Below are 26257 nucleotides of genomic sequence, written 5' to 3'. Positions count from 1 at the left end.
CTGCCCCGGACAAGCACGCTGGCACCCCTTGCCAGCTCCGCTGAAAACACGATAGATCGCTCACTCGAACGCTTCGATACATTGGACCGCCATGACCCCGATCCTGACCGAACAGGACCCCGCACCTTTCGGTGAGCGCAATCCGGACGGCGCCTCGCGCCTGCTCTTCATCTCGGATCATCACCGCAATAGCGTGCCCGCATCGCTGGCGAACCTCGGCTTGCCGGAGGAGGAGCTCGGCCGTCATATCGGTTACGACATCGGCATCGAATGGGCGGGCAACTATCTCTCGGACCGGTTCGACGCACCGATGGTGCATTCCGGCTTCTCCCGGCTCGTCATCGACTGCAACCGGGTGCCAGGCGCGCCCGGCTCGATGCCGGAAGTCGCGGACGGGACTGAGGTCCCCGGCAACTGGGCACTGAAGGACGCGCAACGGGAATTGCGCCGGCTGGAGATCTTCGAGCCCTATCATGCGGCGGTGCGGCGCCGGATTGAGGCGATGGAGGCCGGCAGCCGCCTGCCGGTCGTGATCGCGCTGCACAGCTTCACACCTCAGCTTCGAGACGGCGGGACATGGCGTCCCTGGGAGATCGGTATCCTCTGGAACCAGGACGAGCGGCTGGCCCGCCCGCTGATCGACGCCTTGCGCGAGGACCTCTCGCTATCCGTCGGCGACAACGAGCCCTATTCCGGGCGCGAAGCCGGCTTTTCACTCTTTGCCCATCCGGAAGCGCGCGGACTGCCACATGTCGCGGTCGAGTTCCGGCAGGACCTGATCGGCGACGAAGCCGGAGCCCAAAAATGGGCGGAGATTTTCGGGAACGCTCTGGAAATCGTGATTTCGTCCATTACTCTTTGAAAAAGAGAACGAACGCGTCCGACGCGAGGGAGAGACGGCTATGAGCAACCCGGCAGACAAATTCGACCAGCAGACCCGCACAGAACTCGAAGCGGCAGCCTTCCGGCGCCTGCTCGCACATCTCGACGAACGTAAGGACGTGCAGAATATCGACCTGATGAATCTCGCCGGGTTCTGCCGCAACTGCCTCTCGAAATGGTATCTGGCGGAAGCCGAGTCGCGGGACCTGGAGCTCGACTATGACGGCGCCCGCGAGATCGTCTATGGCGAGCCGTACGGCGACTGGAAGGCGAAGTACCAGAAAGAGGCCAGCGCCGAGCAGAAGAAGGCCTTCGACGCCGAGATGGCGAAACAAACGCACTGAGCTGCCATGCGGCACTTGCTGGGAACGAACGGTCTGACTATTGTCCGCTCGTTTTTTCCTTCCAGGTACGGGGATCTTCCATGACCGATGTCGGCGGTATCGCTGCGGAACAGCTGCGCTCCTATATCGAGCGGATCGAGCGGCTCGAAGAAGAGAAAGCCGCGCTTGCCGCGGACATCAAGGACGTGTTTGCCGAAGCCAAAGGCAACGGCTTCGACGTGAAGACCATGCGTCAGGTCCTCAAGCTCCGCAAACTGGACAAGGACGACCTGCAGGAGCAGGAACATCTGCTCGAGCTCTACAAGCTCGCGCTCGGCATCGAGTAGGGGTCAGATTTCCATGATGTGAAAGCCGAGGATGCGGCTCACCTCGGCGCCGTCTTCCGAGATCGGCAGAAGAACCACCTCGATATCGACGTCGACATTTTTCAGCGTTTTCATCCGGCCCCACTCTCCATGGACCGGGGCCTTGGCCGCTGCGCAAAGCCGCAGCCCTTCTTCCAGCGCCTCACGCGTCGGCTCCCAGCAATCGACTTGCGAAACCATTTGACGCGTCACCAACCCGTAGATCTTGGAGAGGCCGGTTCCAATCAGGCTGAACTGAAAATCGCCCCCTCGGTCGGCTGTCTTGATCATGGCGAGATGCGGCAGGAAATCGAACAGGTCGAGCGGATCCACCTCGCTGCGCGGCGGCGCCATCCGGTCTCCCCTCAAATCGTTCCAATAGGCGAGGATGCGACCCGCCTGCTTGTTGGTAAGGGCCGTATCGGCCCCGATAACGGCATTCCACCTGCAGTTATCCGATAAAGGCACTGTCACTCTGCTCTCGCTATGAACCATAGGACGTATGCATATATGCAGACTAACGATGCCCGGCCATCCCGCCAAGCACTGTTAAGCCACAAACACCCTAGGGTTTATTTTTACTCAGATCCAGTCCGAAACGAGAACCGGACGGCCGCCGGTAAAAGTCGCGCGAACTTCCGCTCGTCCGCCACTTTCAGGCGGGGCGACAAAGAGAAGGTCCGCCCGCTGACCCGCGGCGATCTCGCCCCGGTCTGTCAAACCCGCAGCACGTGCCGGATTTTTAGAAACGAGGTCCCAGGCGTTCGGTAGATCCGCATCTCCCGCCGCAGCGAGAACAAAAGGCGCCTGCGGCAGGGACGGATAGTAATAGTCCGAGACCAGGGCCGTGCAGCGGCCGGCCCGCACCTCGTCCGCGGCCCGAATGCCGCCGTCCTTCATATGACTGCCGCCGCGCAGCACGTTCGGCGCACCGAAAATCGCTGTGTTACCGAGCTTCTTGCTCTCGTCTGCTGCGTCAAGCGTGAGTGGAAACTCGGCGATTCCGCAGCCGAGCGCGTTGTAATGCCGGCGCTCGTCGCGGCTCCGGTCGTCATGCGAGGCCATCGGGATATTGTTCGCCAAAGCGATTTCGGCAAGCCGGCTCACGGTCGGCTGCACTTCCTCCGTCCGGGCCTCCAGCCCGCGCACCAGAGCGAGGAAGTCCGTCTCGGAAAGACCGGTGCGCCCAGTATAGGTGCCGAGCGGCTCGCCCCGGTCCGCCTTGCGCAGGATCGGCGCCATATGCTCGTTGAAGGCAAGCAGGTCGACGCGGCCGCGCTGCATCCAGTCCGCGACTTCGTCGGCGACATCGAGATTGAAGAGCTCGAAACGCAGATGAAAGCGCGAATCGGCACGCAGACGCCCGCGCGCCTCTTCCAATCCGTCGATCACCTCGACCACCGTGTCCCGCCCCCGCAGGCCCGGTTCCCAGGAATAGGTGACGGCGTGATAGGCCGTGGTGATCCCGTTGGAAATCAGCTGGCGGTCGGTATCGGCGAAAGCGACCTCGGTCGGGAAATGTACTCCCGGACGCGGCATGAGCTGGCGCTCGAACGCGTCGCCGTGAAGGTCCACGATGCCCGGCAGCACCAGCAACCCCGCCGCATCTACGATCCGGTCATTCGGCCCCGCATCGACCCCGACCGCTGCAATCCGGTCTCCTTCGAGTCTCACGCTCGTCTCGACGAGACCCTCTCCGGGGACCAGCACGCGTCCCCCCTGAACCAACGCACCCAACGCTCTTCTCCGACGCGATTACACATGTCATAAGGGCGCGACTATACACGGTCGGCCTGACAGTAAGATGAACCTTTCGGAGCCTCCGGACGATGACCAGCAGTTTGCCGAGTTTCCCCGCACCCGCGCCGAGCGCGGACCCAGAGAGTCCGCGCTACGCGATTTATTTCGCACCGGATGCGGACACGGAGCTGCACCGTTTCGGCTCGGCCTGGCTCGGCCGCGACACGATCAGCGGCGAGGATCTGACGCAACCAAATCTGGATGGGTTCGACGTTGCCGCCCAGAAGGACCTGACAGCGACGGCATGCGGATACGGCTTTCATGCAACCCTGAAACCGCCGTTCCATCTGAAGGCGGGCACGAGCGTGGAGGAGCTGCTGGACGAAGCCGTGCATTTCTCCTCCACCCGCGAAGCCTTCGAGGTTGCCCTCGTTCCGCGCGATCTCTCCGGTTTCATCGCGTTTATGCAGAAGGAGAGCAAGGCCGCGATGCGCGAGCTTGCCGCCGATTGTGTGCGCCAATTCGATCCGTTCCGCGCGCTGCCGGGCGAAGCGGAACTTGAGAAGCGCCGCGCCGCCGGCCTCTCGAGCCAGCAGGAGCTGATGCTGCAGCGCTGGGGCTATCCCTATGTGATGAACGAGTTCCGCTTCCACATGACCTTGTCGAAACGGATCAAGGACGATGCAGAGCGCGCGGCGCTGATGCGCGAAGTGCAGAAACATGGCGCCGATGCCATCGCGGCGCCGGTCAGCATCGATGCCATCTCGGTCTTTTGCCAGGAGAACCGCAAGGCACCGTTCCTGCGCCTTGAGCATTTCCCGTTCGGCGGCTGAACGCCGCCGGCGGGCCTAGCCCGCCAGAACCTCTTTCAGAGCCGCGAGAAAGGCGTCCGTATCGTCCGGGCTGCCGACCGTGACGCGGATGTAGTTCCCGTAGCCCGGATGCATCAGGCGGCCGATCATCACGCCGCGCTCCAGCAATGCCGAAACGATCCCGGCCGCAGGACGATCCATCTTCGCGGTGACGAAATTGGCAACCGTCGGAAAGGGCTCCGCGCCGAGTTCCCTCAGGCCGGCGACCAGCCGCTCCCGTTCGATCCGGGTTTTCTCCAGCAGCATGTCGCGATGCGCCGTATCGTGCCAGGCGGCAAGCGCGCCCGCCTGCGCCACCGCGTTCACGTTGAAGACGCTGCGCACCTTCTGGAAGGCGTTCGCGATCTCGTCGGAGCCGGCGAGAATATAGCCGACGCGGATACCCGCGAGACCGTAAGCCTTGGAGAAGGTCCGGAACACCGCCCATGGCCCGTTGCGGCTTTCCATCACCCGCAGATGATCCTCTCCGCCGGCATGGATGCCGAACTCGTAATAGGCCTCGTCCAGCACCAGCAATGCCGTGTCAGGCACACCCACGGCCAGTCGCGCGACCTCTTCCGAAGTCAGGATGTTGCCGGTCGGGTTGTTCGGCGAAGCGGCGAAGACCAAGCGGGTCCGAGACGTGCAGGCCGCGACCAAAGCATCCACGTCGTTGCTGCCGTCGGCTTTCAGCGGAACCGGCACCAGCGTGCCGCCGTTCAGCGCCGCCGCGTTGTTGTAGCTCGGAAAGGACGGCATCGGGACAACCACCTCATCTCCCGGCGAGACCGCGAGGCGGCCGGCCGAGACGATCGCCTCGTCGCTGCCATTGCCCATGACGATGCGGTGCTGCGGAATGCCGGTTGCGTCGGAGATCGCGCCAGTCAGCGCGCGCCATTGCGGGTCCGGATATCGGTTCACCCTCGCGCAGGCGTCCTGCATCGCGGCGATCGCTTTCGGAGACGGCTGGATCGGCGATTCATTGAGGTTCATCCGCCGCACCGTGCCGCCTTTTGCGACATCCGCCTCGATCGGCGGACGGCCCGGGTCGGGGAGCGCCCTCAGAGCGGGTTTCGGGATGGTGGGCTCGTCGGAAAATTCGGCCATCGGACGGGTTCCAGAAGAAAACTGACTGCGCAGGAAACGCGTGATCCTAGGGTCAATCCTTAAGGCCGTACAGGCGCATTTCAGGAATGACCGCCGTCCTTTGCGGCAACTTTCTTCAGGAGCTCCGTCGCCCGCCCGAGGCACTCCAGGGTCTGTTCCGAGAGATGATGTTCGAGCCCTTCGGCATCGGCTTCCGCGATATTGGCGGGCACGCCGATCAGGTGCAGGAACTCGAGCACAAGATGATGGCGCTGGCGGGCATGCTCGGCAACGGCGCGGCCCTTATCGGTCAGGAAAATCGCCCGGTAAGGCTTGCTCTCGACGAGCCCTTCCTTCTGCAACCGCTGGATCGTGTTGTTCACCGTCGGACGGCTGACGCCAAGATGATCCGCCAGATCGACCAACCGCGCCTCGCCATTGGTCTCGATCAGATCGGCGATGAGCTCGACATAATCCTCCGCGATCTCGACGCTATGGTCGCGCCGGATCCGCTCGAACAGGGCGGCGCGTTTGTTGGAATCGCCGAGATCGATAACCGGCATATCCTTGTCTTCCGTTTTCTTGCTGCTGCGCGCGCGCGTCACGTCCGTCCTCTCGCCCGGTTTCCTGCCGGAATATAAATTAGCATGTGCTAATATTCTATTGACGACCTAACAAATTAATCCATATCTGACTGGTGCCCGCATCCTAGCACGGTCCGCACGCAGGGCTGCCCAATTGCTGCCCGGCAGTTCATGGAGACCAATATGATCATCAAAGCCGCACGCCGGATGACCCTCGCGGTCGCGCTAGCAGCCATTCTCTCGGTCTGGCTTGCGGCAAGTGACAGCACCCGGGCGGGCGAGAAAATGAAGGTGGTAACGACCTTCACCGTGCTCGCGGACATGGCTGCGAATGTCGCGGGAGACGCGGCCGAGGTGGTCTCGGTCACGAAACCCGGGGCGGAAATCCACGGCTATCAGCCGACGCCGCAGGATATCGTGCGCGCCAGCGACGCCGATCTCGTGCTCTGGAACGGGCTCAATCTCGAACTCTGGTTCGAACAGTTTCTCTCCCACCTCGGCGACATTCCGTCTGCGACCCTGTCCGACGGTATCGATCCGATCTCGATCGCAAACGGCTCCTACAAAGGCAAACCCAATCCGCATGCCTGGATGGGTCTCGACAATGCGCTGATCTATATCGACAACATCGTGGCCGCCTTTTCCGGGCGCGATCCGGCGAATGCCGCGCTGTATGCGGAGAACGCCCGGAAGTACAAGGATGCCCTCCGCGCCACGATCGAGCCGCTCAGGCGCCGGATCGCCGAGATCCCGGAACCCTCGCGCTGGCTCGTCACCTGCGAGGGCGCCTTCAGCTATCTCGCCCGCGATTTCGGTCTGAAGGAACTTTATCTCTGGCCGATGAATGCCGATCAGGTCGGCACCCCGCAGCAGGTGCGCAAAGTGATCGACGGCGTCCGAGCGCACAACATCCCGGTTGTGTTCTGCGAAAGCACGGTGAACACGGCTCCCGCCAAGCAAGTCGCGCGGGAGACCGGGGCGCGGTATGGCGGCGTGCTCTACGTCGACTCGCTGAGCACGTCGGACGGTCCGGTCCCGACCTATCTCGATCTTCTGACCGTCACCTCCCGCACCGTCGCAGACGGCCTCGCCGGCGCGACGAATTGAGGCAAGGCATGCTCTCCCGCAAAAACGACACGCCCCCCCGCACAGAGAGAAACATGGCCGCGGAGGGCCTCTCGGCAAGCCACGTCACGGTCACCTATCGCAACGGGCATACCGCACTGTTCGATGCCAGCTTCGAGATCCCGCGCGGCACGGTCACCGCGCTGGTCGGCGTCAACGGCGCCGGCAAATCCACGCTTTTCAAGGCGATCATGGGCTTCGTGCCGATCGCCGAAGGCGAGATCCGCCTGCTCGGCCGGAGCGTCAAACAGTCGCTGCGCGAGAACCTCGTGGCCTATGTGCCGCAGTCGGAAGATGTCGACTGGGCCTTCCCGGTTCTGGTCGAAGATGTGGTGATGATGGGCCGCTACGGCCATATGGGCTTTCTGCGCCGGCCCTCGGCAGCGGACCGGGCCGCCGTCGACCGGGCGCTGGAGCGGGTGAACATGCAGGCCTACCGCCACCGCCAGATCGGCGAACTTTCCGGTGGCCAGCGCAAACGCGTCTTCCTTGCCCGGGCCCTGGCGCAGGACGGTCAGGTCATCCTGCTGGACGAGCCATTCACCGGAGTCGACGTGAAGACGGAAGACCAGATCGTCGCGCTCTTGCGCGAACTCCGTGAGGAAGGCCGGGTCATGCTGGTCTCGACGCACAATCTGGGCTCGGTTCCCGAATTCTGCGACCGGACCGTTCTGGTGAAAGGCACGGTGCTCGCCTACGGACCGACCGAAACGAACTTCACGCGGGAGAATCTGGAGCGCGCCTTCGGCGGCGTACTCAGGCACTTCACCCTCGGCGGCGAGGACCTGCATGAGGACGGGGACACCCGCGAGGTCACGATCTTCACCGACGACGAGCGCCCACTCGTGCAGTACGGAGAGCGCACCCACACGATCCGCAGCGAGGATACCCAGTGATCGCCCTGCTGCTGGAGCCGTTCTCCTACGGCTACATGACCAACGCCATGTGGGTCTCGGCGCTGGTCGGCGGTGTCTGCGCCTTCCTCTCCGCCTTCCTGATGCTTAAAGGCTGGTCGCTGATCGGCGACGCACTTTCCCATTCGGTCGTGCCGGGTGTCGCCGGTGCCTACATGCTCGGCCTCCCTTTCGCGCTCGGCGCCTTTATCGCCGGCGGGCTCGCGGCGGGGGCGATGCTGTTCCTCTCCGAGCGCTCGGGCCTCAAGATCGACGTGATCATCGGCCTGATCTTCACCTCCTTTTTCGGCCTTGGCCTGTTCATCGTCTCGGTCAATCCGATGGCGATCAGCATCCAGACCATCACCATGGGCAACATCCTCGCCATCACGCCGGAGGACACGTTGCAGCTCGCGCTGATCGGCGTGGTCTCACTCGCGGTGCTGACAGCGAAATGGAAGGACCTGATGGTGACCTTCTTCGACGAGAGCCACGCCCGCTCCATCGGTCTGCGCCCGGATCTGCTGAAGGCGATGTTCTTCGTTCTGCTTTCGGCCTCGGTCGTCGCAGCCATGCAGACCGTCGGCGCCTTTCTTGTCATCGCCATGGTCGTGACTCCCGGCGCGACCGCCTACCTGCTCTGCGACCGCTTCCCGCGACTGATCCTCACGTCGGTCGCCATCGGCACGCTGACCAGCTTTACCGGCGCCTATGCAAGCTACTTCCTCGATGGCGCGACGGGCGGGATCATCGTCACCCTGCAGACGCTGATCTTCCTGGCCACCTTCGTCTTCGCTCCGAAACACGGGCTCCGCGCGGCCCGGCGCAGAGCAGCGGATGCGTTGAGAAAGAGCGCCGGGCTTCGGGGGCAGGCATGACGGAGCTCGAAACCCTGCTGATGCCGTTCCGCTTCGGCTTCATGCTGAACGCCTTCGCGATCTCGCTCATCGTTGCCGTGCCGACGGCGCTGCTCTCCTGCTATCTCGTACTGAAGGGCTGGGCGCTGATGGGAGACGCGGTGAGCCACGCCGTGCTGCCCGGGATCGTGCTCGCCTATATCCTCGGCCTGCCGCTGATCCTCGGGGCCTTCGCCGCCGGGATGACCTGCGCGCTCGCCACCGGATACCTCTCCAGCAACAGCCGGGTAAAGCAGGACACAGTGATGGGCGTTGTCTTTTCCGGGATGTTCGGGATCGGCATCGTGCTTTACGTCTCGATCGAGACCAATGCCCATCTCGACCATATCCTGTTCGGCAACATGCTCGGCGTCGGGCCTCAGGATCTCTGGACCGCCGGGCTCATCGCGCTCGTCGTTTCAGGAGCGATCCTGCTGAAATGGAAAGACCTGCTGCTACACAGTTTCGACCCGGTGCAGGCGCAGACCTCCGGTCTGCCTGTCGCCTGGCTGCATTACGGACTGCTGGCCGCGCTTTCTCTCACCATCGTCGCGACGCTCTCCGCCACCGGGCTGATCCTCGCCATCGGGCTTTTGATCTCTCCGGGCGCCATCGCCTTTCTCTTGGTCCGGCACTTCGGAGCGATGCTGCTGGTCGCCATGACGGTCTGCATGAGTTCGATGCTTCTCGGCACCTATCTCAGCTTCTTCCTAGACAGTGCGCCGGCGCCGACCATCATCCTGATCCTGACGGCGCTGTTCGTCGCCGCTTTTGTCCGCCGCATGGTGCTGACGCGGAGAACCTCGCTGCAGAAGACCGGCACGGCCAACGTCAGCTAGCCGATCTCGCGGACTGCAAAAACAAAAAGGACGCGGCCAGACCGCGTCCCTTGGTGGCGTCTATGTCGGTATCGCTCAGTCGAGCCAATCGGCGATCATATAAGGCGCGCGCGCGCTCGGAACTTCCGGATGATGGTGCCGGTACACGGCGACAGCCGAGTTGAAACAGATCTCGTCACGCTGACCGAGCATCTTCATTTTCGTATAGGTGTTCACGACCGCCCGGTAGCAGGCATCGGTCGGTCCACAGCCGAATTCATCGTTGCAAGAACTCATGATCGCTTCCACACCATCATCGTCCAAATTCTCTTCGCAGGATATGAATCCGCCCTGCGAACGCAAGGAAAATCGCAAGGGTTTCAATAATTTGGAATGATTCTAAGAATCTTGCGGCAGCCTAAAACCGCCTAAAGGGACCTAAAATGGTCTTATTTCAATGCATTATTGTGCATCGGCCAGTCGGACCTGCTGTCCCTCGATCACTTGTTCCATGATCCCGCGCATGTCGTACTGCAGGCTCCAGTCGGGGAAATGGGAGCGGAATCTGGAAATATCGCCCACCCACCAAATGTGATCGCCGATGCGGTTTTCTTCCGAATAGGACCAGTTGAAGGTCTTCCCGGTGATTTTCTCGGCCATGGCGATCGCTTCCAACATGGAGCAATTGGCGTGGCGTCCGCCGCCGATATTGTAGACCTCGCCCGGACGCGGCGCCTGGAAGAAGTGCCAGAACGCATTGACCAGATCGTGCGAATGGATGTTGTCGCGGACCTGCTTGCCCTTGTAGCCGAACACCGTATAGGCCTTGCCGGTCAGCGCACATTTGGCGAGATAGGCGAGGAAGCCGTGCAACTCGGCGCCGGAATGACCGGGGCCCGTCAGACAGCCGCCGCGGAAAACTCCTGTCTTGAGCCCGAAATAGCGCCCGTATTCCTGCACCAGCACGTCCGCCGCGACCTTCGATGCGCCGAACAGCGAATGCAGGGTCCCGTCGATGCTCATGCTCTCGTCGATGCCGTTGGCATGGAAGGCATGGCCCTCGTCAATCTCCCAGCGGGTCTCCAGCTCGACCAGCGGCAGCCGGTTCGGCGTGTCGCCGTAGACCTTGTTCGTGCTGGTGAAGATGAAGGCCGCCTCCGGGCAGTGTCGGCGGGTCAGCTCGAGCAGGTTCAGGGTACCGTTGGCATTGACCGTGAAATCGGTGATCGGCTCGCGCGCCGCCCAGTCGTGCGAGGGCTGCGCCGCCGTGTGCAACACCAGAACGATCTCGTCGCCATGCTGCTCGAACACCGGCTCCAGCGCGGCAAGCTCCCGGATATCCGCCGCCACATGCCGGTAACGGTTCCCCAGCGTGTTCTCGAGCTGGCTGCGGCTCCATCCAGTGCTGGCTTCGCCGCCGAAGAAGTATGCCCGCATGTCGTTGTCGATGCCGATAACATCGAGACCCTTTTCCGCAAGGAAGCGGACGGCCTCGGCGCCGATCAGCCCGGCCGAGCCGGTCACGAGTGCAATCGCCATATCTCACCATGGGTTCCGCATTTACAGCGGATGGACTTTACAGTTCGGATTTCAGCGCCTTCGCAGAGGCTTCCAGAGCCAGCAGCATCGAGCTGTGCCGGTTGCCGAGCGAACGCGCGGACTGCAATACGCCAAGTTCGGCGAAATTTCCATCCGGAACCGGCCCGTCCCGCTTCAGCATCGCCTCCATCTGCGCGCGGGCGAGGGCGACTTCCTCCACGCTGCTTCCGACGATGCAGCGGGCGACGATCGAGGCAGCGGCCGAGCCTAGCGCACAGGCATCCACCTTATGGGCGTAATCTGCAATCCGTCCGTCCTCGACTTTCAGATAGACCGAGATTTCGCTGCCGCAGGCCCGGCTGACCGCATGGCCCTTGTGGGTTGCGTCCTCAAGCTTTCCGAGCCGCGGAATGTCGGCAGCATAGGCGAGGATCTTATCCTGATAGATCGCGTCGATACCGCTCACGAACGATCCCTCATCCGCCGGCGGCGGCTTGAGCCTCGGCCTTGATCTTGTTCAGCATCGCGCCAAGGCCGTTCTTTCGCGTCGGGCTCAGATGCTCTTCCAGGCCGATGTCGCGAATGAAATCCGGCTCGGTGGCAAGAATCTCTTCCGCCGTCCGGTTGCTGTAGATCCGCAAGATGACGGCGATCAGGCCTGAGACGATCGCGGCATCGCTGATCGCCCGGAACAGCAGCCGGTCGCCATGCCGCTCACCGACCAGCCAGACCTGGCTCTGGCAGCCCTTCAGCTTGAACTCGTCGCGCTTGAACTCCTCGGGCAGCTCCGGCAGCTTGCGGCCGAGATCGATCAGGTATTGATAACGGTCCATCCAGTCGTCGAAGAAGGCGAACTCGGAGATCAGCTCTTCCTGTTCCTCGGCTATGGACCGTTCCGGCGCCGCAAGGTCGGTCTCAGCAACCATGTTTCATCCCGTGATCTGTGACGGCTCTGACTTGGCGCGGACCGGATCGCTTGTCAATGCGCCGGTCAGTCCCGCTCAAAGCCGAAGGCCGCCAGAAGCCGGTCCGCGGCAGCGCTCGCGGTCAGTTTCGCTCCAGCGACCTCGTCTTCAAGCTGCGTCACCAGTCTGCGGACCGCTTCATCTTCCTCGAAACGCGCCATCAGTCGTTCGCGCACCATTGCCCACATCCAGCGCACCTGCTGTTCCTGGCGTTTCTTCTGGAACTCGCCCGTTCCGCTCAGGATCTCCCGGTGCCGGGTGATCTCGGCAAGAATATCGGCAAGGCCATCGCGCGTCAGCGCGCTGCAGGTCGAGACGGGCGGACGCCAGTTCGGACTCGCGGGGGTCATGATCTCGAGCGCCCGGCGGTATTCCGCGGCCGCCCGTCGGGCGCGCGACTTGATCTCGCCGTCAGCCTTGTTGACCGCGATCATATCGGCGATCTCCAGCACGCCCTTCTTGATCCCCTGCAACTCGTCCCCGGCACCGGGCAGCATCAGGACGAGGAAGAAATCCACCATCTCGGCGACCACGGTCTCGGACTGGCCGACGCCGACCGTCTCGACGATGACATGGTCGAAACCGGCCGCTTCGCAGATCACCATGGTCTCGCGCGTCGCCCTTGCGACACCGCCAAGCGTTCCCGCCGAAGGGCTGGGACGGATATAGGCATCGGGATCGCGGCCAAGTTCCTGCATCCTCGTCTTATCGCCGAGGATAGAGCCGCCTGTCCGGTTGCTCGACGGGTCCACCGCCAGCACCGCGACCTTGTGGCCGGCGCCGGTCAGCATCTTGCCGAACGCCTCGATGAAGGTGCTCTTGCCGACGCCGGGCACGCCCGTGATGCCAATCCGGCGCGCCTCGCCGGAGAACGGCAGAAGAGCGTTCAGCACCTCCTGCGCCTGGGAACGGTGTGCCGGATTGCGGCTTTCGATGAGGGTGATGGCGCGCGCGAGGATCGCCCGGTCGCTCGACCGGACACCCTCGACATAGTCGTCGACGCTCATCTGGCGCCGCTTCGGCGCGGCAGCCGGTTCAGCCATTGTCATGCGGTCCACGCGAAGGAAGGAACGGTCACGCCGCCTCGTCGGTATGGCCGAGGACCTCGCCGATCTTGCCGATCAGGTCCACCGCCGCATCGCTGATGACGGTGCCCGGCGGGAAGATCGCCTTGGCACCGGCCTTGTAGAGCGCGTCGTAATCCTGCGGCGGAACCACACCGCCGACCACGATCAGGATGTCCTCCCGGCCGAGCTTCTCCAGCTCCGCCTTCAGCGCCGGGACCAGCGTCAAGTGACCGGCGGCGAGCGAACTCGCACCGATCACATGCACGTCGTTCTCCACCGCCTGCCGCGCCGCCTCCTCCGGGGTCTGGAAGAGCGGACCGATATCGACGTCAAAGCCGAGATCGGCGAACGCCGAGGCGATCACTTTCTGACCCCTGTCGTGCCCGTCCTGGCCCATCTTGGCAATCAGAATCCGGGGCCGTCGCCCCTCCATGGCCTCGAAGGCATCGACAGCCTTTCGAACCTCTTCCACAGCGTCGGCACCCTTGCCGACCTCACTTGCATAAACGCCTGACACGGTCTTCACCTCCGCGACATGCCGTCCGTAGACCTTCTCCAGTGCGTCGGAGATCTCCCCGACCGTGGCCCGCGCTCGCGCCGCGTCGACCGCGAGCGCCAGCAGGTTGCCCTCGCCGGAGGAAGCCGACTCGGTCAGCCTGTCGAGCATTTTCCGGGTCTCGGTCTCGTCCCGCTCCGCGCGCAGACGCTCCAGTTTCTCGAGCTGCTGGCGGCGGACCGACTGATTGTCGACCTTCAGGACCTCGACATTCTCGGGCTCGTCGATGCGGTACTTGTTCACGCCAACGATGGTCTGCCGGCCGCTGTCGATCCGCGCCTGAGTGCGGGCGGCGGCTTCCTCGATGCGCATCTTCGGAATGCCGGCCTCGATCGCCTTGGCCATGCCGCCGAAGCTTTCCACTTCCTCGATATGGGCCCAGGCACGCTGCGCCAGATCGTGGGTCAACCGCTCGACATAATAGCTGCCGCCCCACGGATCGATGACGTTGCAGGTGCCGGTTTCCTGCTGGATCAGAAGCTGGGTGTTGCGGGCGATGCGGGCGGAGAAATCCGTCGGCAGCGCCAGAGCCTCGTCCAGCGCGTTCGTATGCAGCGACTGGGTGTGACCGTGAGTCGCCGCCAGCGCCTCGACGCAGGTCCTGACCGCATTGTTGAAGACGTCCTGTGCGGTCAGCGACCAGCCGGAGGTCTGGCAATGGGTGCGCAGACTGAGGCTCTTCGGGCTCTTCGGGTCGAACTGCTTCATCAGCTTCGCCCAGAGCAGGCGCGCGGCCCGCATCTTGGCGACTTCCATGAAGAAGTTCATGCCGATGGCCCAGAAGAAGGAGAGCCGCGGCGCGAAGGCGTCGATATCGAGGCCCGCGTCGATCCCGGCCCTCGCGTATTGCACCCCGTCCGCCAGCGTGTAGGCGAGCTCGAGGTCCGCCGTCGCACCGGCTTCCTGCATGTGGTAGCCGGAGATCGAGATCGAGTTGAAACGCGGCATGTTCGCCGAGGTGAAGCCGAAGATGTCGGAGATGATCCGTATCGAAGGCGACGGCGGGTAGATGTAGGTGTTGCGGACCATGAACTCTTTGAGGATGTCGTTCTGGATGGTGCCGCTGAGCTTCTCCGGAGAGACGCCCTGTTCTTCCGCCGCGAGGATGTAGAGCGCCATGACCGGCAGTACGGCGCCGTTCATGGTCATGGAAACGCTCATATGGTCGAGCGGGATGCCGTCGAAGAGCTGGCGCATGTCGAGGATGCTGTCGATCGCGACTCCCGCCATGCCGACATCGCCGACGACGCGCGGATGATCGCTGTCATAGCCCCGGTGCGTTGCGAGGTCGAAGGCGACCGAGAGCCCCTTCTGCCCCGCAGCCAGATTGCGCCGGTAGAAGGCGTTCGACTGCTCCGCCGTGGAGAAGCCGGCATATTGCCGGACCGTCCAGGGCTTGTTCACGTACATGGTCGGATAGGGACCGCGCAGGAACGGCGGCAGGCCCGGCCAGGTCTTCAGGAAGTCGAGCCCTTCGATATCCTCGGCCGTGTAGAGCGGCTTCACACCGATCCGCTCGGGGGTTTCCCAGAGCTTGCCTTCGACTTTTCCGCTACCCGCGGGGGCACCGAGATCGATCTCGGAGAAATTGGGTATCGCACTCATTGCTCGATCACTCCCAATCCTGCGGCGACCTCGCGAAGCGTGGCCAGGGTCTGGTCACCGACATAGATGAACCCGTCTATGCCCGCATCCCGCCAAGCCGCTTCATTGTCGCCCGGACGGCCTGCGAGGAAGATCCGTTCCGCGCCCGCCCGTTTCAGGTTTCCGGCGGCTTCCGCTGCTTCTTCGCCATAGATTTTATCAGAGGAGCAGAGAACGGCAAAACGGCAGCCGCTCGCCGCGAACTCATCGACGCTCTCTGCCGGAGCGCTCTCGATCCCGCCGGCGGCGAAATAGTTCTGCGCAAAGGTCGCCCGTGCCGTGAAATCGGCCGGGGTCCCGATATTCAACTGGAAGATCGCCGGGCGTTTGCCTGTCTTCGCGAGGAAAGCATCGCTTGCATCTCGCAGCGCCTCGAATCCCTCGCCCAGCCGATGCCTGGCAAGCGGCTCCAAGTTGGCTCCCGCATCGCCTCGGTTCGGCCAAGCGCCGGCACCGAGTTTGGCCCGGAGCGCTTCCCGGTCGACCGTCAGGCCGGTCGCGGTCTCTTCCTTCAGGTTCGGATAGGCGCTGACGCCGGTCAGTTCCTCCTTGCGGCGGGCGACATTGCGCTCCCGCTCGGCCCAGCCATCGGCCACCAGCTTCGAAACCGCGCCGGCAGTCAACGCCGCCGCCATGCCGCCGTCGCGCTCGATCTGCTGCAGCAGCACCCAGGCGCGGGACGCGTACTCGTCGCTCAGCCGCTCCACATACCAAGACCCGCCCGCCGGGTCGGCAACCCGGTGCAGGCCGGACTCTTCCATCAGGATGATCTGCGTGTTGCGGGCAATCCGGCGCGCAAACCCGTCCGGCAGGCCAAAGGCGCTGTCATAGGGCAGCACCGTGAGGCTGTCGGCTCCGCCGACACCGGCGGCGAAGGTCGAGACCGTGGCGCGCAGCATGTTTACCCAGACATCGCGGCCGGCGATCGCCCGCTCTGCGGTGACCACATGCTGCAGCATCGGCGCCGCGGCGGCATCGGCACCGGACGCCTCGAGGATCCGGGCCCAGAGCCTGCGCGCAGCGCGTAGCTTGGCGATACCCTGGAAGACATCGACGCCGAGCGCATAACTGAATTCGATCTGCCGGGCAGCGGCGGCAACATCGAGCCCTGCCGTCTCCATCGCACGGAGATAGGCAATCGCTGTCGCCATCGAGAAAGCGAGATCCTGGACCTCGTTCGCACCAGCTTCGTAATAGGGCGCCGTGTCGACGCCGACGGCGCGGACTTTGGGATACGCGGATGCGGTGCGGGAGGCGGTTTCGCCCAGCTCCGCAAGAGCGGCATCCAGCGTGTTCGGCAACCAGCCTTCGCGGGCCAGCGCACCGAGCGGATCGATCCGGAAACTCCCGGATACCTCGCCCGCGGCATTACCGCGCTTGGACCAAAGCTCTTCCAACAGGGCCGCCGCGCGCGGCGCATAGGCGCCCGCATCGAGGGCGACCGGCACCATATTGAGGTGGACGCCGTCGAGTGCCCGGCCGAGATCCTCGACTGACCCGACGACGACGCCGTCCACTCCGGGACGGTCGATCCGGAGCAGTATGGAGGTCGCGCCGCGCTCCAGGTCCTGTTTCACCGCCTTCGCGACCTCGGCCGGATCGCCATGCGCCTGCATCTGACGCACGTCCCAGCCGGTTTCCGTCCGGGTTCCAACCACGACCGGCGCCGCACGGCCATCCGGCGCGTCCTCGGCGGTATAGATCGGCTGCAGGCGCAGACCCTCGTAGGTCTGGCGCGTCAGCACCTTCTCGAAGGGGGCGCCTTTCAGCGCCGTCTCGACGGCCGCCATCCAGGCGTCTCGGGATGTCTCGGGAAATTCCTCCGCGAGCGCCATCAAGGTTTCGTTGTCCAGGACCGACATTGCCTTGGCCACCTCTTTCTCACGCTGTCGCAATTGTCGTACCGGGTCGCCGTGACTTCGGCAAGGAACTCGGATCGCAAGAGTGAATTCGCCGCAGTCCGCGATTCCGATTGTTTCCGGAAGCCCGCTCGGCTAAGGCGAAGCGTTACCGCAGAAAACGGAAAGCCGCACAGCGCATGCAGACCGTCACATCCGACCGGGAACAGCCCTATTTTCTATGGCTCCTGATCGCACTTGCCGCCCTCACCGCCGCCCGTCTCGCCGTGCTCGGCTTCAGCACGCTCGGACTGCATGGCGACGAGGCACAATACTGGTCCTGGAGCCGGGATCTGGCCTGGGGCTACTACACCAAGCCGCCACTGATCGCCTTCGTGATCTCGGCCGCCGAGGCGATTTGCGGGGACGGGACCGCCTGCATCCGCGCGCCCTCGCCCCCGCTCCATGCCGGCACCTCGCTCGCGATCTACGGCATCGCCGTGTCCCTGACCGGAAGCCGCCGCACCGGGTTCTGGTCGGGCCTCAGCTTCGCCACCCTGCCGGCGGCCTCGCTCTCGAGTTTCCTGATCTCGACAGACGTTCCGCTGCTCTTCCTCTGGGCTGTCGCCCTGCTCGCCTTCGTGCGCAGCCTCGAGAGCGATGCGCTCGGCTGGCCGCTGCTGCTCGGCCTCGCCGCCGGAGCCGGTTTCCTCGCGAAATATGCCATGGCCTATTTTGTTTTCGGCCTGCTCCTCGTCACCCTCGCGACACCCACCCACCGTGCCTGGCTCACGAGCCGGAAAGCGCTGGTCGCGCTCGTCGCGACCCTGGCGGTCTTCGCCCCGAACCTGCTCTGGAACATCGAGTCCGGCTGGGTGACCTTCACCCATGTCGGCCAGAACACGAACCTGAAGGGCGATCTCTTCCATATCGGCAAAATGCTCGAATTCGTCGGCAGTCAGGCGGGCGTCTTCGGGCCGGTCCTGTTCGCCGCCCTGCTCTGGCGCCTCGCCGTGCTGCGACGCGATCCGGCGGGCGGCACCGAACGCCTGCTGCTCGCCTTCTGCCTGCCGGTGCTGGCGATCATCACCGTGCAATCCTTCCTCAGCCGGGCCAACGCCAACTGGGCGGCGACCGCCTATGTCTCCGCCACAATCCTGACCGTCGGCTGGCTACTGCGCCGAAAGCTGGTGAAACTCGTCGCGGCCGGGATCGGTCTCAACCTGCTGGCCACCGCCGTGCTCGGCTTCTTCTTCCTGAACCTGCCGGGCGTCGAGGTTCCACTGAAGAAAGACCCGCTCCGGCGCCTGCGCGCCTGGGACGCGGTCGCCGATCAGCTGCGCCCGGTGCTTGCCGCGCATCCGGGTGCGATCTGGCTGACCGAGGACCGCAAGACCATGGCCTCACTGCTCTACGCGCTCCGGGACCTCAAGCGGCGACCGCTGATGTGGGATTATGACGGCCATCCAGACCATCACTACGAGCTGGCCGAGCGCTATCAGCCGCAGCCCGGCGACACGGTCCTCCTGGTGGCGAAGTGGGATGATCCGTTTCCGATCCTAGAGAGGTTCTCAACAGTTCAAAAACTGCCTGCGATCACGGTGGAGGTCGGAGCGGATCAACTGAGGCAGCTAAATCTCTTCCTGCTTTCAGGCCCTATTCCAAGCGACTGAACATCCGAGATCTTCTAACGCGTCTTGACCTCCGCCCCGCCGGGTTTCAAAGATCCTTGAGGAAACACTGCCTATAGCAGAGCATCCTAGCTGAGCGTCAGACTGACTGCGCATTGCCGGCGCGGACCGGGCTGTGCCCACTCCGCAAACGGGCGGGATATCGTCAAAACCCGCAGGACAGCGCCAAGAATTTAATCTGGCCGTGCCTCACTTTAGGATTGCATGATAGGTAGGGGTTCGATACCAGCAATTTCGACGATGTCAGATCCCGGTTGGCACCGTAATAGAACGGATTAGGTTCCATGATGCAGACTCCCGCAAGCACGAAATTCGCATACGACAATCCTGAGTGGTACAAGCAGTTCCTTCTTCGGATGCGATACAATATCGGACTTCCGTCTTACTCGGCTTTCGCTGGAATGGTGGCGAAGTCCCTTAACGATATTCAGGGGTTCACGCTGCAGAACCCGCCGGGAGAAGATGCAGACCAGTTGAATCGGCTTGGTAAGGAAATGTCGGGCGACGGGTACGCCGAACTCGGCAATCTGGCGCCGCAGGACGTCCGCGACGAGGTCTTCGACTACCTCAAGGACAAGAAAACCCATTACGCTTGGGACAAGTCCCTGCCGGACTTCCTCCCGGAGGAGGCGCCACCGCAAGTCAGCGTCGCCAATTATAGGCGTGAGGATATCGTTCACGCTCCGCACCTGATATATCTCGCGAACCACCCGCGCGTGATCGGAGTTGCGGCGCGCTATCTCGGGGTTATGCCGACAGTGATGGGCCTTTCTATGTGGTGGTCCTATCCAGGCCGCGAGGAAGCCGAGCATGCACAATTGTTCCATATTGACCGTCATTGCTACCGCTTCTGCAAACTCTTCATCTATTTGACGGACGTAGACGACGAGAGCGGGCCTCATGTTTATGTCCGCAATACCGGCGACTACGGACAGAATTACCGGTTCGCTGCGGAAAAAGCGCAAGGCGACCAAGAAAAGCTCAAGCACTACAACGAGATACTTGCGAAACAGCGCAAGACTGATGCCGAAATAGAAGAGCTCTTCGGATCTGACCGGATCGTGACCAAGACCGGTAAAGCCGGATCCGCATTGCTTGGAAATACAGGCTCTATTCACAAGGGATTGGTCCCTTCCGGCAAGAAGCGGCTCTTGTTCCAGGCGCTCTACACGATGCTTCCGACGATCAAGGACCCGGTGACTCCAGTGGAAGTTCCGGGTTTCATTGAGGAAATGCAGAAGCGCTATCCGGGAGCCTATTCCGACGATCAGATCGGATACATGAACCGGTTGGTTATCGCCTGACCCTTTCCGGAGCGGGCCTCCCCTTCCGATAGCCGAATTGATAGTATGAGAATCGAAGAAACAGTCCGGGCACAGATCCAGGCCAATTTTGGTGCGCGCGGCACTCAACCGTTCTTCAATATCATCGACAGCAAGAACATTCCGCATCCCTTCGATTACCGGGGGTTCACTCTCGGGGCCGCGCGCGCCGCGACTGTCATGAAGGAGCGAGGCATCGGGATCGGTGACCATGTCCTGATCTGCATGTCGCACCAAACCGCGCTGTTCTTGTCCATTCTCGGCGTTATCCACGCCGGGGGGGTACCGGTCGTGTTGACACCTCCAAACCCCAAGATCTCCCATGAAGATTATGCGGAGATGATCTCGAAACTTGTCGCCGAACTGCAACCGTCGCTGACAATCGTCGACGAAGGCACAAATCCTTACGTCTCTCGCTTCAACCTGAACACGCTCAGCGCGTCAGCCGTCGTCAGCGCGGGCAGCAAGACCCCGATAGGCTTCCAGGAACGCCACGGTGACGCCCCCATCCTCATTCAGTACAGCTCCGGAACAACCGGACTTAAAAAAGGCGTAGAAATCTCCGAAACGGCACTGCTGGAGCAGGTTTCCAGGTACTCGGCCGCTATCGGGTTGGATGAGGCCAGCAGCATCTGCAGCTGGCTGCCGCTGTATCACGATATGGGGCTGATCTGCTGCTTCTGGACACCGTTGCTAACGGCTGTTCCAACAACGCACATGTCACCGTTTGACTGGCTTGCGCATCCTGAATGGTTCCTGCGAAGGATTGAGGAAAGCAAAGCCACACACATATGGCTCCCCAATTTCGCTTATTCGTATATGGCGAGATGGTACAAGCCGGCATTGCACGGGACGTTCGATCTGTCGTCCCTTCGCATGATCACAAATTGCTCGGAGCCTGTAACTCATGCTGCCCAGCAGGCTTTCATCGATGCCTTCGCAAATTGCGGGATAAGCGAAAGGCAACTCCATTCCTGCTACGCGATGGCCGAAACGACCTTCGCCATGACCACCACTAGGCCCGATGTCCCGCAACAAAGAACCCATCTGGACCCGGGTTCCTTCTCGATCGGCGAGCCGGTAAGTGACGGCGACGCGGTCTTTGTCAGCTCCGGCGTCCCGATCGCGGACACCGAGTTCCGAGTTGTCGGAAATGACGACAAGGCCCTGGAAGACGGTCACTTCGGCAGCATTCAGGTCCGGTCCCCGTCGCTGATGTCCGGCTATTACAAAATGCGCCGTTCAATGAGCGATGACCTCGTTGATGGTTTCTTTGCCACCGGTGACCTTGGCGTCATCCGAGACGGCCATCTATTCGTGACGGGGCGTAAGGACGATATGATCATCGCCTACGGCGCGAACTACGATCCCGTCACGATCGAAGAAGCGCTCTGGGATCTGGAAGGCGTCATCCCGGGTAGGGGCGCCGCCATCGGTGTCTCTCTTAGCGATCCGGCAACGTCCGACATCGTGATCCTCTTGGAAACCCATCTCTCAGCCCCGGACGAGATCGCCGATCTTGTAAAGCGAGTTAAGAACAAAATCCTGAGCCGCTTCAACTTTATCCCGGCGGTCGTCGAAACACTGCCGCACATGGCATTGAAAAAATCCTCGTCCGGAAAAATTTCGCGAAAAAGCGCGCGGAAGATCTTCTTCGAAATGAGGGAAACTGACGGCGACGTGACCGTAGATACCTCGCTGCCTCTCGACGCCGCGATCGCCGCATTTCTGAGAAATCGCCTAAAGATTACAAACGAACAGATCGAAGGCGGATCGATGCTGTCTTCGGGATTGCTCGATTCACTGGCAATCGTCGACTTGATCCTCTTCCTCGAAGAACGGATCGGAAAGTCTGTTCCGTCGCCGCTTGAGGTCGGCTTTGACAAATTCGAGTCCATCTCGTCAATTCGTCAACTCGCCGAACGTATCGAGGCTGGAGACTTTGCGGAAAGTCTTGTTGTTTCGGACGGCACCGAAATGGCCAAAGATAAAGTCCGACTACTTCAAAAGACGCCAGACATCTACCGTTCGTTCACTCTGTCCTCAAGCAATTTCAAGGTTTTAAGCGCACAGGACCTGGATCACGGCGACAACAAGTTTTTCAATTTTTACCTTGGCGGTGCTTCGCTTCCGGACTACTTCGCCGCGGTCGGATTCTTTCTTGATACGATTACACAGCCGATCGATACCCTCGTTATCGGGCTGGACATCGATCGCATCGCCGGCTTCCTGGATGTCCCTTGTGCCGCCGCGGCCGATGTTCCGGAGCTCAGCAAGCATCTTTCCCAGTATTTAGGCGCCATCGATTATGATTTTCTGAAACGACGCGAGGAAAATATCAGACAACGGCGCCTTAACCTCATCAGGTTCGGGGCAGTAGATGACGATATGAAAGAAGTCCTGCAACAGAACGGGGATTCTCATTTCATCAGGAACGGCGCACAGATTGCCAAATATCAATATTCGGAGCATGAGTTGAAATCCGGGATCTCCGCGTATTTCAACCGTCTGAGCGGTTCCAGGAAGATCGGCGACGAACACGTCCGCGTAAGGTTCGAACAGTTCCGGAACAAGGTGAACGGCAGATGCCGCAGGATCCTGTTCGTCATTCCTCCGTACCATCCGCAATTGTTCAAACAGACTCGTTCCAACAGAGACGTCATCCTTGAGATCAACAGACTTTCGGGAATTATAAACGAGCTCTTCGCCGGCACTGCCACAGTTATAGATTTGCGGGACGTCACTCCGTTCGGCGGCGATCCCGAGGATTTCCTCGACGCAACTCACGGCGGACCCACCAATGGCGTACTCGCAGCGCGAATCATCCGGGCCTACTTGGAACGTGAACGCGCGACCGCCTAGGCAGAATGAGTCATGAAACGCCTGAAAGGGCGAGCAGCGCTTGCCCCGCGGACAAACACTCCCATACCTCTGGTATTCATCCGGATCATTTGATACCCAAATGATCGGCTCATTCTACGAGCGTGTCTTCCGGGAATAATTTATGAAACCAAGTGCGCGAGAAAAGATAAAAGGCATATCCGAACTTTCGGATATCGCCGGTCGTCTTCATCATGAAGGCAAGAAGATCGCGCACGCGCACGGGACGTTCGATCTTCTCCATATGGGACATGTCCGGCATCTGGAACATGCCCGCCGCGAAGGCGACGTGCTCTTCGTGACAGTCACTGCCGACGAACACGTGCACAAGGGTCCCGGACGGCCGGTATTCACCGATCAGCTGCGCGCCGAAATGCTGGCTGCGCTCGAATATGTCGACTGGGTCGGAATCAATCACGCCGTTTCGGCCGAAGAGGTGATCGATGCGATCAAGCCCGATGCATATATTAAAGGCTCGGATTACGTCGACGCCGATCAGGATGTCACCGGCAAGATCGTGGATGAGCGCAATGCCGTCGAGCGGCATGGTGGCCGTATCGTTTTTACGGACGACATCACTTTCAGTTCCAGCGAGCTGATAAACCGGCATGTCGACGTTTTCGAACCCGAAGTTAAGGACTATCTCGACCGGATCCGGCAAACCGTCGGACTTGAGCAACTTCTGACCCTGGTCGAAAGCATCAAGGACATGCGGATCCTTGTGATCGGCGACACGATCCTCGATGAGTATCAGTATGTTTCGCCGTCCGGGCAGCCGTCCAAAGAGAACATCATGTCGACACGACATGAGGACATGGAACTCTTTGCCGGCGGCGTAATCGCCGCAGCGAACCACGTCGCGAGCTTTTGCAAGCAGGTCGATATCATCACCTGCCTCGGCCAGAACGACTCACGCGAAAACTTTATCAAGACGCAGTCGCACGAGAACATAAACATCATTCCGGTCTATCGCCCCAACGCGCCCACGACCCGGAAAGTGCGTTTCGTTGACAATTCCTATGTCCGAAAACTGTTCGAAGTGCAGTTCATAGAAGATTCGCCGCTGCCTCCGGAGAGCAGGGACGATCTGCATCGGAAGATCTCGGAACTGGCTCCACAATACGATCTCGTCATGGCGGCGGACTTCGGGCATGGACTGATCAGCGGCAACACGGTCGACCTGATCTGCAAGGTCTCCCCGTTTCTGGCCGTCAATGCTCAGACGAACAGCGCCAACCGGGGCTACAATCTCATTACGAAATATCCGCGTGCGGACTACATCTGCATCGATGCTCCCGAAGCCAGGCTTGCCGTCGGAGATCGCTTCAGCGACCTCGCGATAATTGCTCAGGATGTGCTTCCGAGGCGGATCGACTGCAATCGCATGATCCTCACCCACGGCCGTCACGGCTGCGTTGCCTACGATGCCGGGAAACCGGTTTCGCAGATTCCGGCATTCACCCGTCGGGTCGTCGACACGATGGGCGCAGGCGACGCCTTTTTCTCCATCACAGCGCCGCTGGCGAAAGTTGGAACGGATATTGCTACAATCGGGTTGATCGGAAACATAGCCGGAGCGATCAAGGTCGGCATCGTCGGTCACCGCAATTCGGTGGACAAGGTAAGCGTGGTCAAGGCTTTGACCGCGCTATTGAAATAATAACCCAATTCCGGTCCCGAACGATCCGGGGCCGGGTCATTTGGTATGAGCAGGAAAGATATGCCGGATACGAGCAATAGCCCCGCCCCCATCTCCTATGTGGATATCGGGGCTCAGTTCGCGCAGGAGCGCGACGAACTCATGCCGATCATCGAGGATATCCTCAAGAGCGGCATGTATGTCGGCGGCCCCTGGAACGAGAAACTGGAAGCGGCGTTGGCGAAGCGTTGCGGCACCAAGCACGTGGTCACGCTGAACTCCGGAACGGATGCCCTGATTCTCGCTCTGGCGGCTCTCGGAATTGGCCACGGCGACGAGGTCATCACGCCGCCGAACTCGTTCGTCGCGTCAACTGCGGTGATTGCACATGTCGGTGCGACCCCGGTATTCGCCGACGTGCTTCCCGACCAGAATATCGATCCGGCGGAGATCGAGAAAAAGATCACCCCGAAGACCAAGGCGATCATGCCGGTCCATTTGACAGGGCGGATCGCCGATATGGGCCCGATCCGCGAAATTGCGCAACGTCACGGCCTCGCAATCATCGAGGATGCCGCCCAGTCGATCGGCTCGCTTTATGACGGCGTTCCGAGCGGCGCGCTTGGCGATGTCGGTTGTTTTTCTGCGCACCCGCTCAAGAACCTGAATGCGTGTGGCGATGCCGGATTTCTGACGACAGACCGGGACGATGTGGCGGAGTATGCGCGTCTTTACCGCAACCATGGCCTCGTCGACCGCAACACCGTTACGCGGTTCGGATCGGTCTCGCGTCTGGATGCCATCCAGGCGGCGATTTTGCACTTCCGTCTCGGCAGCATGGATACCGTGATCGAGAATCGCCGGCGCAATGCGGCGCTGTATCGCGAACTTCTCGATCCTAAACTGGCTTTCATGCCGCCTTGCCGGGATATCGAGTTCAATACGTTCCACACCTTCGTTATCCAGGTCGACGGGCGCGATGCCCTTCAGGCCCATTTGGGAGAGCAAGGTATCGGCACGGCGATCCACTACCCGGTACCGATCCACCTTCAGCCGGCCGCCGAGTATCTCGGCCACAAGGCGGGTGATTTCCCTGTGACCGAAAGACAATCCCAGCGGATCCTCACCCTGCCGGTTCACCAGAACATGACCGAAGCTGACGTGCGTCGCGTCGCGGATGTCGTGAATCGTTTTCTGGCGAGTGCCGTTTGATACCGGGGGAGAGAGAATGAGCGAGCAGGCAATCAACTACGAACAACTCGTCGCATCCTATGAGGACAGGCTGCTCAACCAATTGCGCAGTCACGGCGTCGACCTCGATTTCCTGGAAATGTGGGTTCCGGACGAGGATCCGGTTGCCAGCATCCTCAATATGGTTGAGGCCGCCGGTGCTTTTGGCACCGAAGGCTTCACGCTCAGGATATCCTCGGCAAATCTGCCTGCCGGTATGCGGAACTCTCTTGCCGATGCCCTGCAACCGATCTCGGAAACCAAGATTGTCGATCAGGGGGAGCATTGCCTTGTCCATGTCAGCAAGATCAATGTCTGAGGCG

General features: G+C 61.6%; 25 protein-coding genes. 14 read left to right on the top strand and 11 right to left on the bottom strand.

Features of this window, described 5'->3' with window-relative positions:
• The first annotated feature begins 91 nt into the window (after positions 1 to 91).
• The 3 genes from NUH88_RS13555 (at position 92) to NUH88_RS13545 (ending at position 1552) form a co-directional block, all read left to right on the top strand.
• Positions 92 to 862, top strand: a complete 771-nt coding sequence (locus NUH88_RS13555; RefSeq protein WP_257766945.1) for an N-formylglutamate amidohydrolase — start codon at positions 92 to 94, stop codon at positions 860 to 862.
• A 40-nt stretch (positions 863 to 902) separates the two neighbouring features.
• Entirely contained in the window at positions 903 to 1226 is a 324-nt protein-coding gene (locus NUH88_RS13550) for a DUF1244 domain-containing protein (RefSeq protein WP_257766944.1), read from the top strand.
• An 80-nt stretch (positions 1227 to 1306) separates the two neighbouring features.
• Positions 1307 to 1552 carry a DUF2312 domain-containing protein gene (locus tag NUH88_RS13545; RefSeq protein WP_257766943.1) on the top strand — a complete coding sequence of 82 codons (246 nt, stop codon included), beginning with the start codon at positions 1307 to 1309 and terminating at the stop codon, positions 1550 to 1552.
• Positions 1553 to 1555: 3 nt separating this feature from the next.
• Here the strand turns inward: NUH88_RS13545 and NUH88_RS13540 are convergent, their stop codons facing one another.
• Together NUH88_RS13540 and NUH88_RS13535 are read right to left on the bottom strand one after the other, a co-directional pair.
• Positions 1556 to 2044, bottom strand: a complete 489-nt coding sequence (locus NUH88_RS13540) for a PAS domain-containing protein (RefSeq protein ID WP_257766942.1) — start codon at positions 2042 to 2044, stop codon at positions 1556 to 1558.
• 108 nt (positions 2045 to 2152) lie between these two features.
• A complete protein-coding gene (locus NUH88_RS13535) occupies positions 2153 to 3307 on the bottom strand; it encodes an alpha-D-ribose 1-methylphosphonate 5-triphosphate diphosphatase (protein WP_257766941.1) in 1155 nt (384 codons plus the stop codon).
• A gap of 92 nt (positions 3308 to 3399) precedes the next feature.
• On the opposite strand from NUH88_RS13535, the gene NUH88_RS13530 reads away from it, so the two are divergent.
• Positions 3400 to 4143: a DUF1045 domain-containing protein gene (locus NUH88_RS13530; RefSeq protein WP_257766940.1), complete on the top strand. Its 744-nt coding sequence runs from the start codon at positions 3400 to 3402 to the stop codon at positions 4141 to 4143.
• Positions 4144 to 4158: 15 nt separating this feature from the next.
• Here NUH88_RS13530 and hisC read toward each other — a convergent pair whose 3' ends face one another.
• Both hisC and mntR read right to left on the bottom strand, forming a co-directional pair.
• Positions 4159 to 5268, bottom strand: a complete 1110-nt coding sequence (hisC, locus tag NUH88_RS13525) for a histidinol-phosphate transaminase (protein WP_257766939.1) — start codon at positions 5266 to 5268, stop codon at positions 4159 to 4161.
• Positions 5269 to 5348: 80 nt separating this feature from the next.
• Positions 5349 to 5852: a manganese-binding transcriptional regulator MntR gene (mntR, locus tag NUH88_RS13520; protein ID WP_257766938.1), complete on the bottom strand. Its 504-nt coding sequence runs from the start codon at positions 5850 to 5852 to the stop codon at positions 5349 to 5351.
• 162 nt (positions 5853 to 6014) lie between these two features.
• Between mntR and NUH88_RS13515 the strand changes: the two genes are divergently transcribed.
• The 4 genes from NUH88_RS13515 to NUH88_RS13500 are packed head-to-tail and all read left to right on the top strand — an operon-like array spanning position 6015 to position 9584.
• Positions 6015 to 6938, top strand: a complete 924-nt coding sequence (locus NUH88_RS13515) for a metal ABC transporter substrate-binding protein (protein WP_308220062.1) — start codon at positions 6015 to 6017, stop codon at positions 6936 to 6938.
• Between the two features lie 53 nt (positions 6939 to 6991).
• Entirely contained in the window at positions 6992 to 7852 is an 861-nt protein-coding gene (locus tag NUH88_RS13510; RefSeq protein ID WP_257766937.1) for a manganese/iron ABC transporter ATP-binding protein, read from the top strand.
• Positions 7849 to 8727, top strand: coding sequence for a metal ABC transporter permease (locus NUH88_RS13505; protein WP_308220061.1), 879 nt, complete (start codon positions 7849 to 7851; stop codon positions 8725 to 8727). The genes NUH88_RS13510 and NUH88_RS13505 overlap by 4 nt, the downstream gene beginning before the upstream one ends.
• Complete coding sequence (locus NUH88_RS13500) at positions 8724 to 9584, top strand: metal ABC transporter permease (protein ID WP_257766936.1); 861 nt, start codon at positions 8724 to 8726, stop codon at positions 9582 to 9584. The genes NUH88_RS13505 and NUH88_RS13500 overlap by 4 nt, the downstream gene beginning before the upstream one ends.
• A gap of 75 nt (positions 9585 to 9659) precedes the next feature.
• Here the strand turns inward: NUH88_RS13500 and NUH88_RS13495 are convergent, their stop codons facing one another.
• The 7 genes from NUH88_RS13495 to NUH88_RS13465 form a co-directional block, all read right to left on the bottom strand.
• Positions 9660 to 9860 (bottom strand): hypothetical protein, encoded by a 201-nt coding sequence (locus NUH88_RS13495; protein ID WP_257766935.1) that lies wholly within the window; start codon positions 9858 to 9860, stop codon positions 9660 to 9662.
• 165 nt (positions 9861 to 10025) lie between these two features.
• Positions 10026 to 11102, bottom strand: coding sequence for an NAD-dependent epimerase/dehydratase family protein (locus NUH88_RS13490; RefSeq protein ID WP_257766934.1), 1077 nt, complete (start codon positions 11100 to 11102; stop codon positions 10026 to 10028).
• 37 nt (positions 11103 to 11139) lie between these two features.
• Complete coding sequence (locus tag NUH88_RS13485; protein ID WP_257766933.1) at positions 11140 to 11568, bottom strand: iron-sulfur cluster assembly scaffold protein; 429 nt, start codon at positions 11566 to 11568, stop codon at positions 11140 to 11142.
• A gap of 10 nt (positions 11569 to 11578) precedes the next feature.
• Positions 11579 to 12028 (bottom strand): SufE family protein, encoded by a 450-nt coding sequence (locus tag NUH88_RS13480; protein WP_257766932.1) that lies wholly within the window; start codon positions 12026 to 12028, stop codon positions 11579 to 11581.
• A 65-nt stretch (positions 12029 to 12093) separates the two neighbouring features.
• Complete coding sequence (gene meaB / locus NUH88_RS13475; RefSeq protein ID WP_257766931.1) at positions 12094 to 13110, bottom strand: methylmalonyl Co-A mutase-associated GTPase MeaB; 1017 nt, start codon at positions 13108 to 13110, stop codon at positions 12094 to 12096.
• A 31-nt stretch (positions 13111 to 13141) separates the two neighbouring features.
• A complete protein-coding gene (scpA, locus tag NUH88_RS13470) occupies positions 13142 to 15295 on the bottom strand; it encodes a methylmalonyl-CoA mutase (RefSeq protein ID WP_257766930.1) in 2154 nt (717 codons plus the stop codon).
• Positions 15292 to 17196 carry a methylmalonyl-CoA mutase subunit beta gene (locus NUH88_RS13465; RefSeq protein WP_257766929.1) on the bottom strand — a complete coding sequence of 635 codons (1905 nt, stop codon included), beginning with the start codon at positions 17194 to 17196 and terminating at the stop codon, positions 15292 to 15294. The genes scpA and NUH88_RS13465 overlap by 4 nt, the downstream gene beginning before the upstream one ends.
• A gap of 176 nt (positions 17197 to 17372) precedes the next feature.
• Here NUH88_RS13465 and NUH88_RS13460 point away from each other — a divergent pair, with 176 nt between their 5' ends.
• From NUH88_RS13460 to NUH88_RS13435, 6 genes are all read left to right on the top strand, one after another.
• Positions 17373 to 18845: an ArnT family glycosyltransferase gene (locus NUH88_RS13460; RefSeq protein ID WP_257766928.1), complete on the top strand. Its 1473-nt coding sequence runs from the start codon at positions 17373 to 17375 to the stop codon at positions 18843 to 18845.
• A 302-nt stretch (positions 18846 to 19147) separates the two neighbouring features.
• A complete protein-coding gene (locus tag NUH88_RS13455; RefSeq protein ID WP_257766927.1) occupies positions 19148 to 20167 on the top strand; it encodes a hypothetical protein in 1020 nt (339 codons plus the stop codon).
• A 45-nt stretch (positions 20168 to 20212) separates the two neighbouring features.
• Positions 20213 to 23047: a non-ribosomal peptide synthetase gene (locus NUH88_RS13450; protein ID WP_257766926.1), complete on the top strand. Its 2835-nt coding sequence runs from the start codon at positions 20213 to 20215 to the stop codon at positions 23045 to 23047.
• A 142-nt stretch (positions 23048 to 23189) separates the two neighbouring features.
• Positions 23190 to 24725, top strand: coding sequence for a PfkB family carbohydrate kinase (locus NUH88_RS13445; RefSeq protein ID WP_257766925.1), 1536 nt, complete (start codon positions 23190 to 23192; stop codon positions 24723 to 24725).
• Positions 24726 to 24770: 45 nt separating this feature from the next.
• Positions 24771 to 25916, top strand: a complete 1146-nt coding sequence (locus tag NUH88_RS13440) for a DegT/DnrJ/EryC1/StrS family aminotransferase (protein WP_257766924.1) — start codon at positions 24771 to 24773, stop codon at positions 25914 to 25916.
• 16 nt (positions 25917 to 25932) lie between these two features.
• Positions 25933 to 26253 carry a hypothetical protein gene (locus NUH88_RS13435; RefSeq protein ID WP_257766923.1) on the top strand — a complete coding sequence of 107 codons (321 nt, stop codon included), beginning with the start codon at positions 25933 to 25935 and terminating at the stop codon, positions 26251 to 26253.
• Positions 26254 to 26257: the final 4 nt, after the last annotated feature.

It is taken from the genome of Nisaea acidiphila (assembly GCF_024662015.1).
Taxonomy (GTDB): domain Bacteria; phylum Pseudomonadota; class Alphaproteobacteria; order Thalassobaculales; family Thalassobaculaceae; genus Nisaea; species Nisaea acidiphila.
This window is presented reverse-complemented; position numbering and strand designations above follow the sequence as displayed.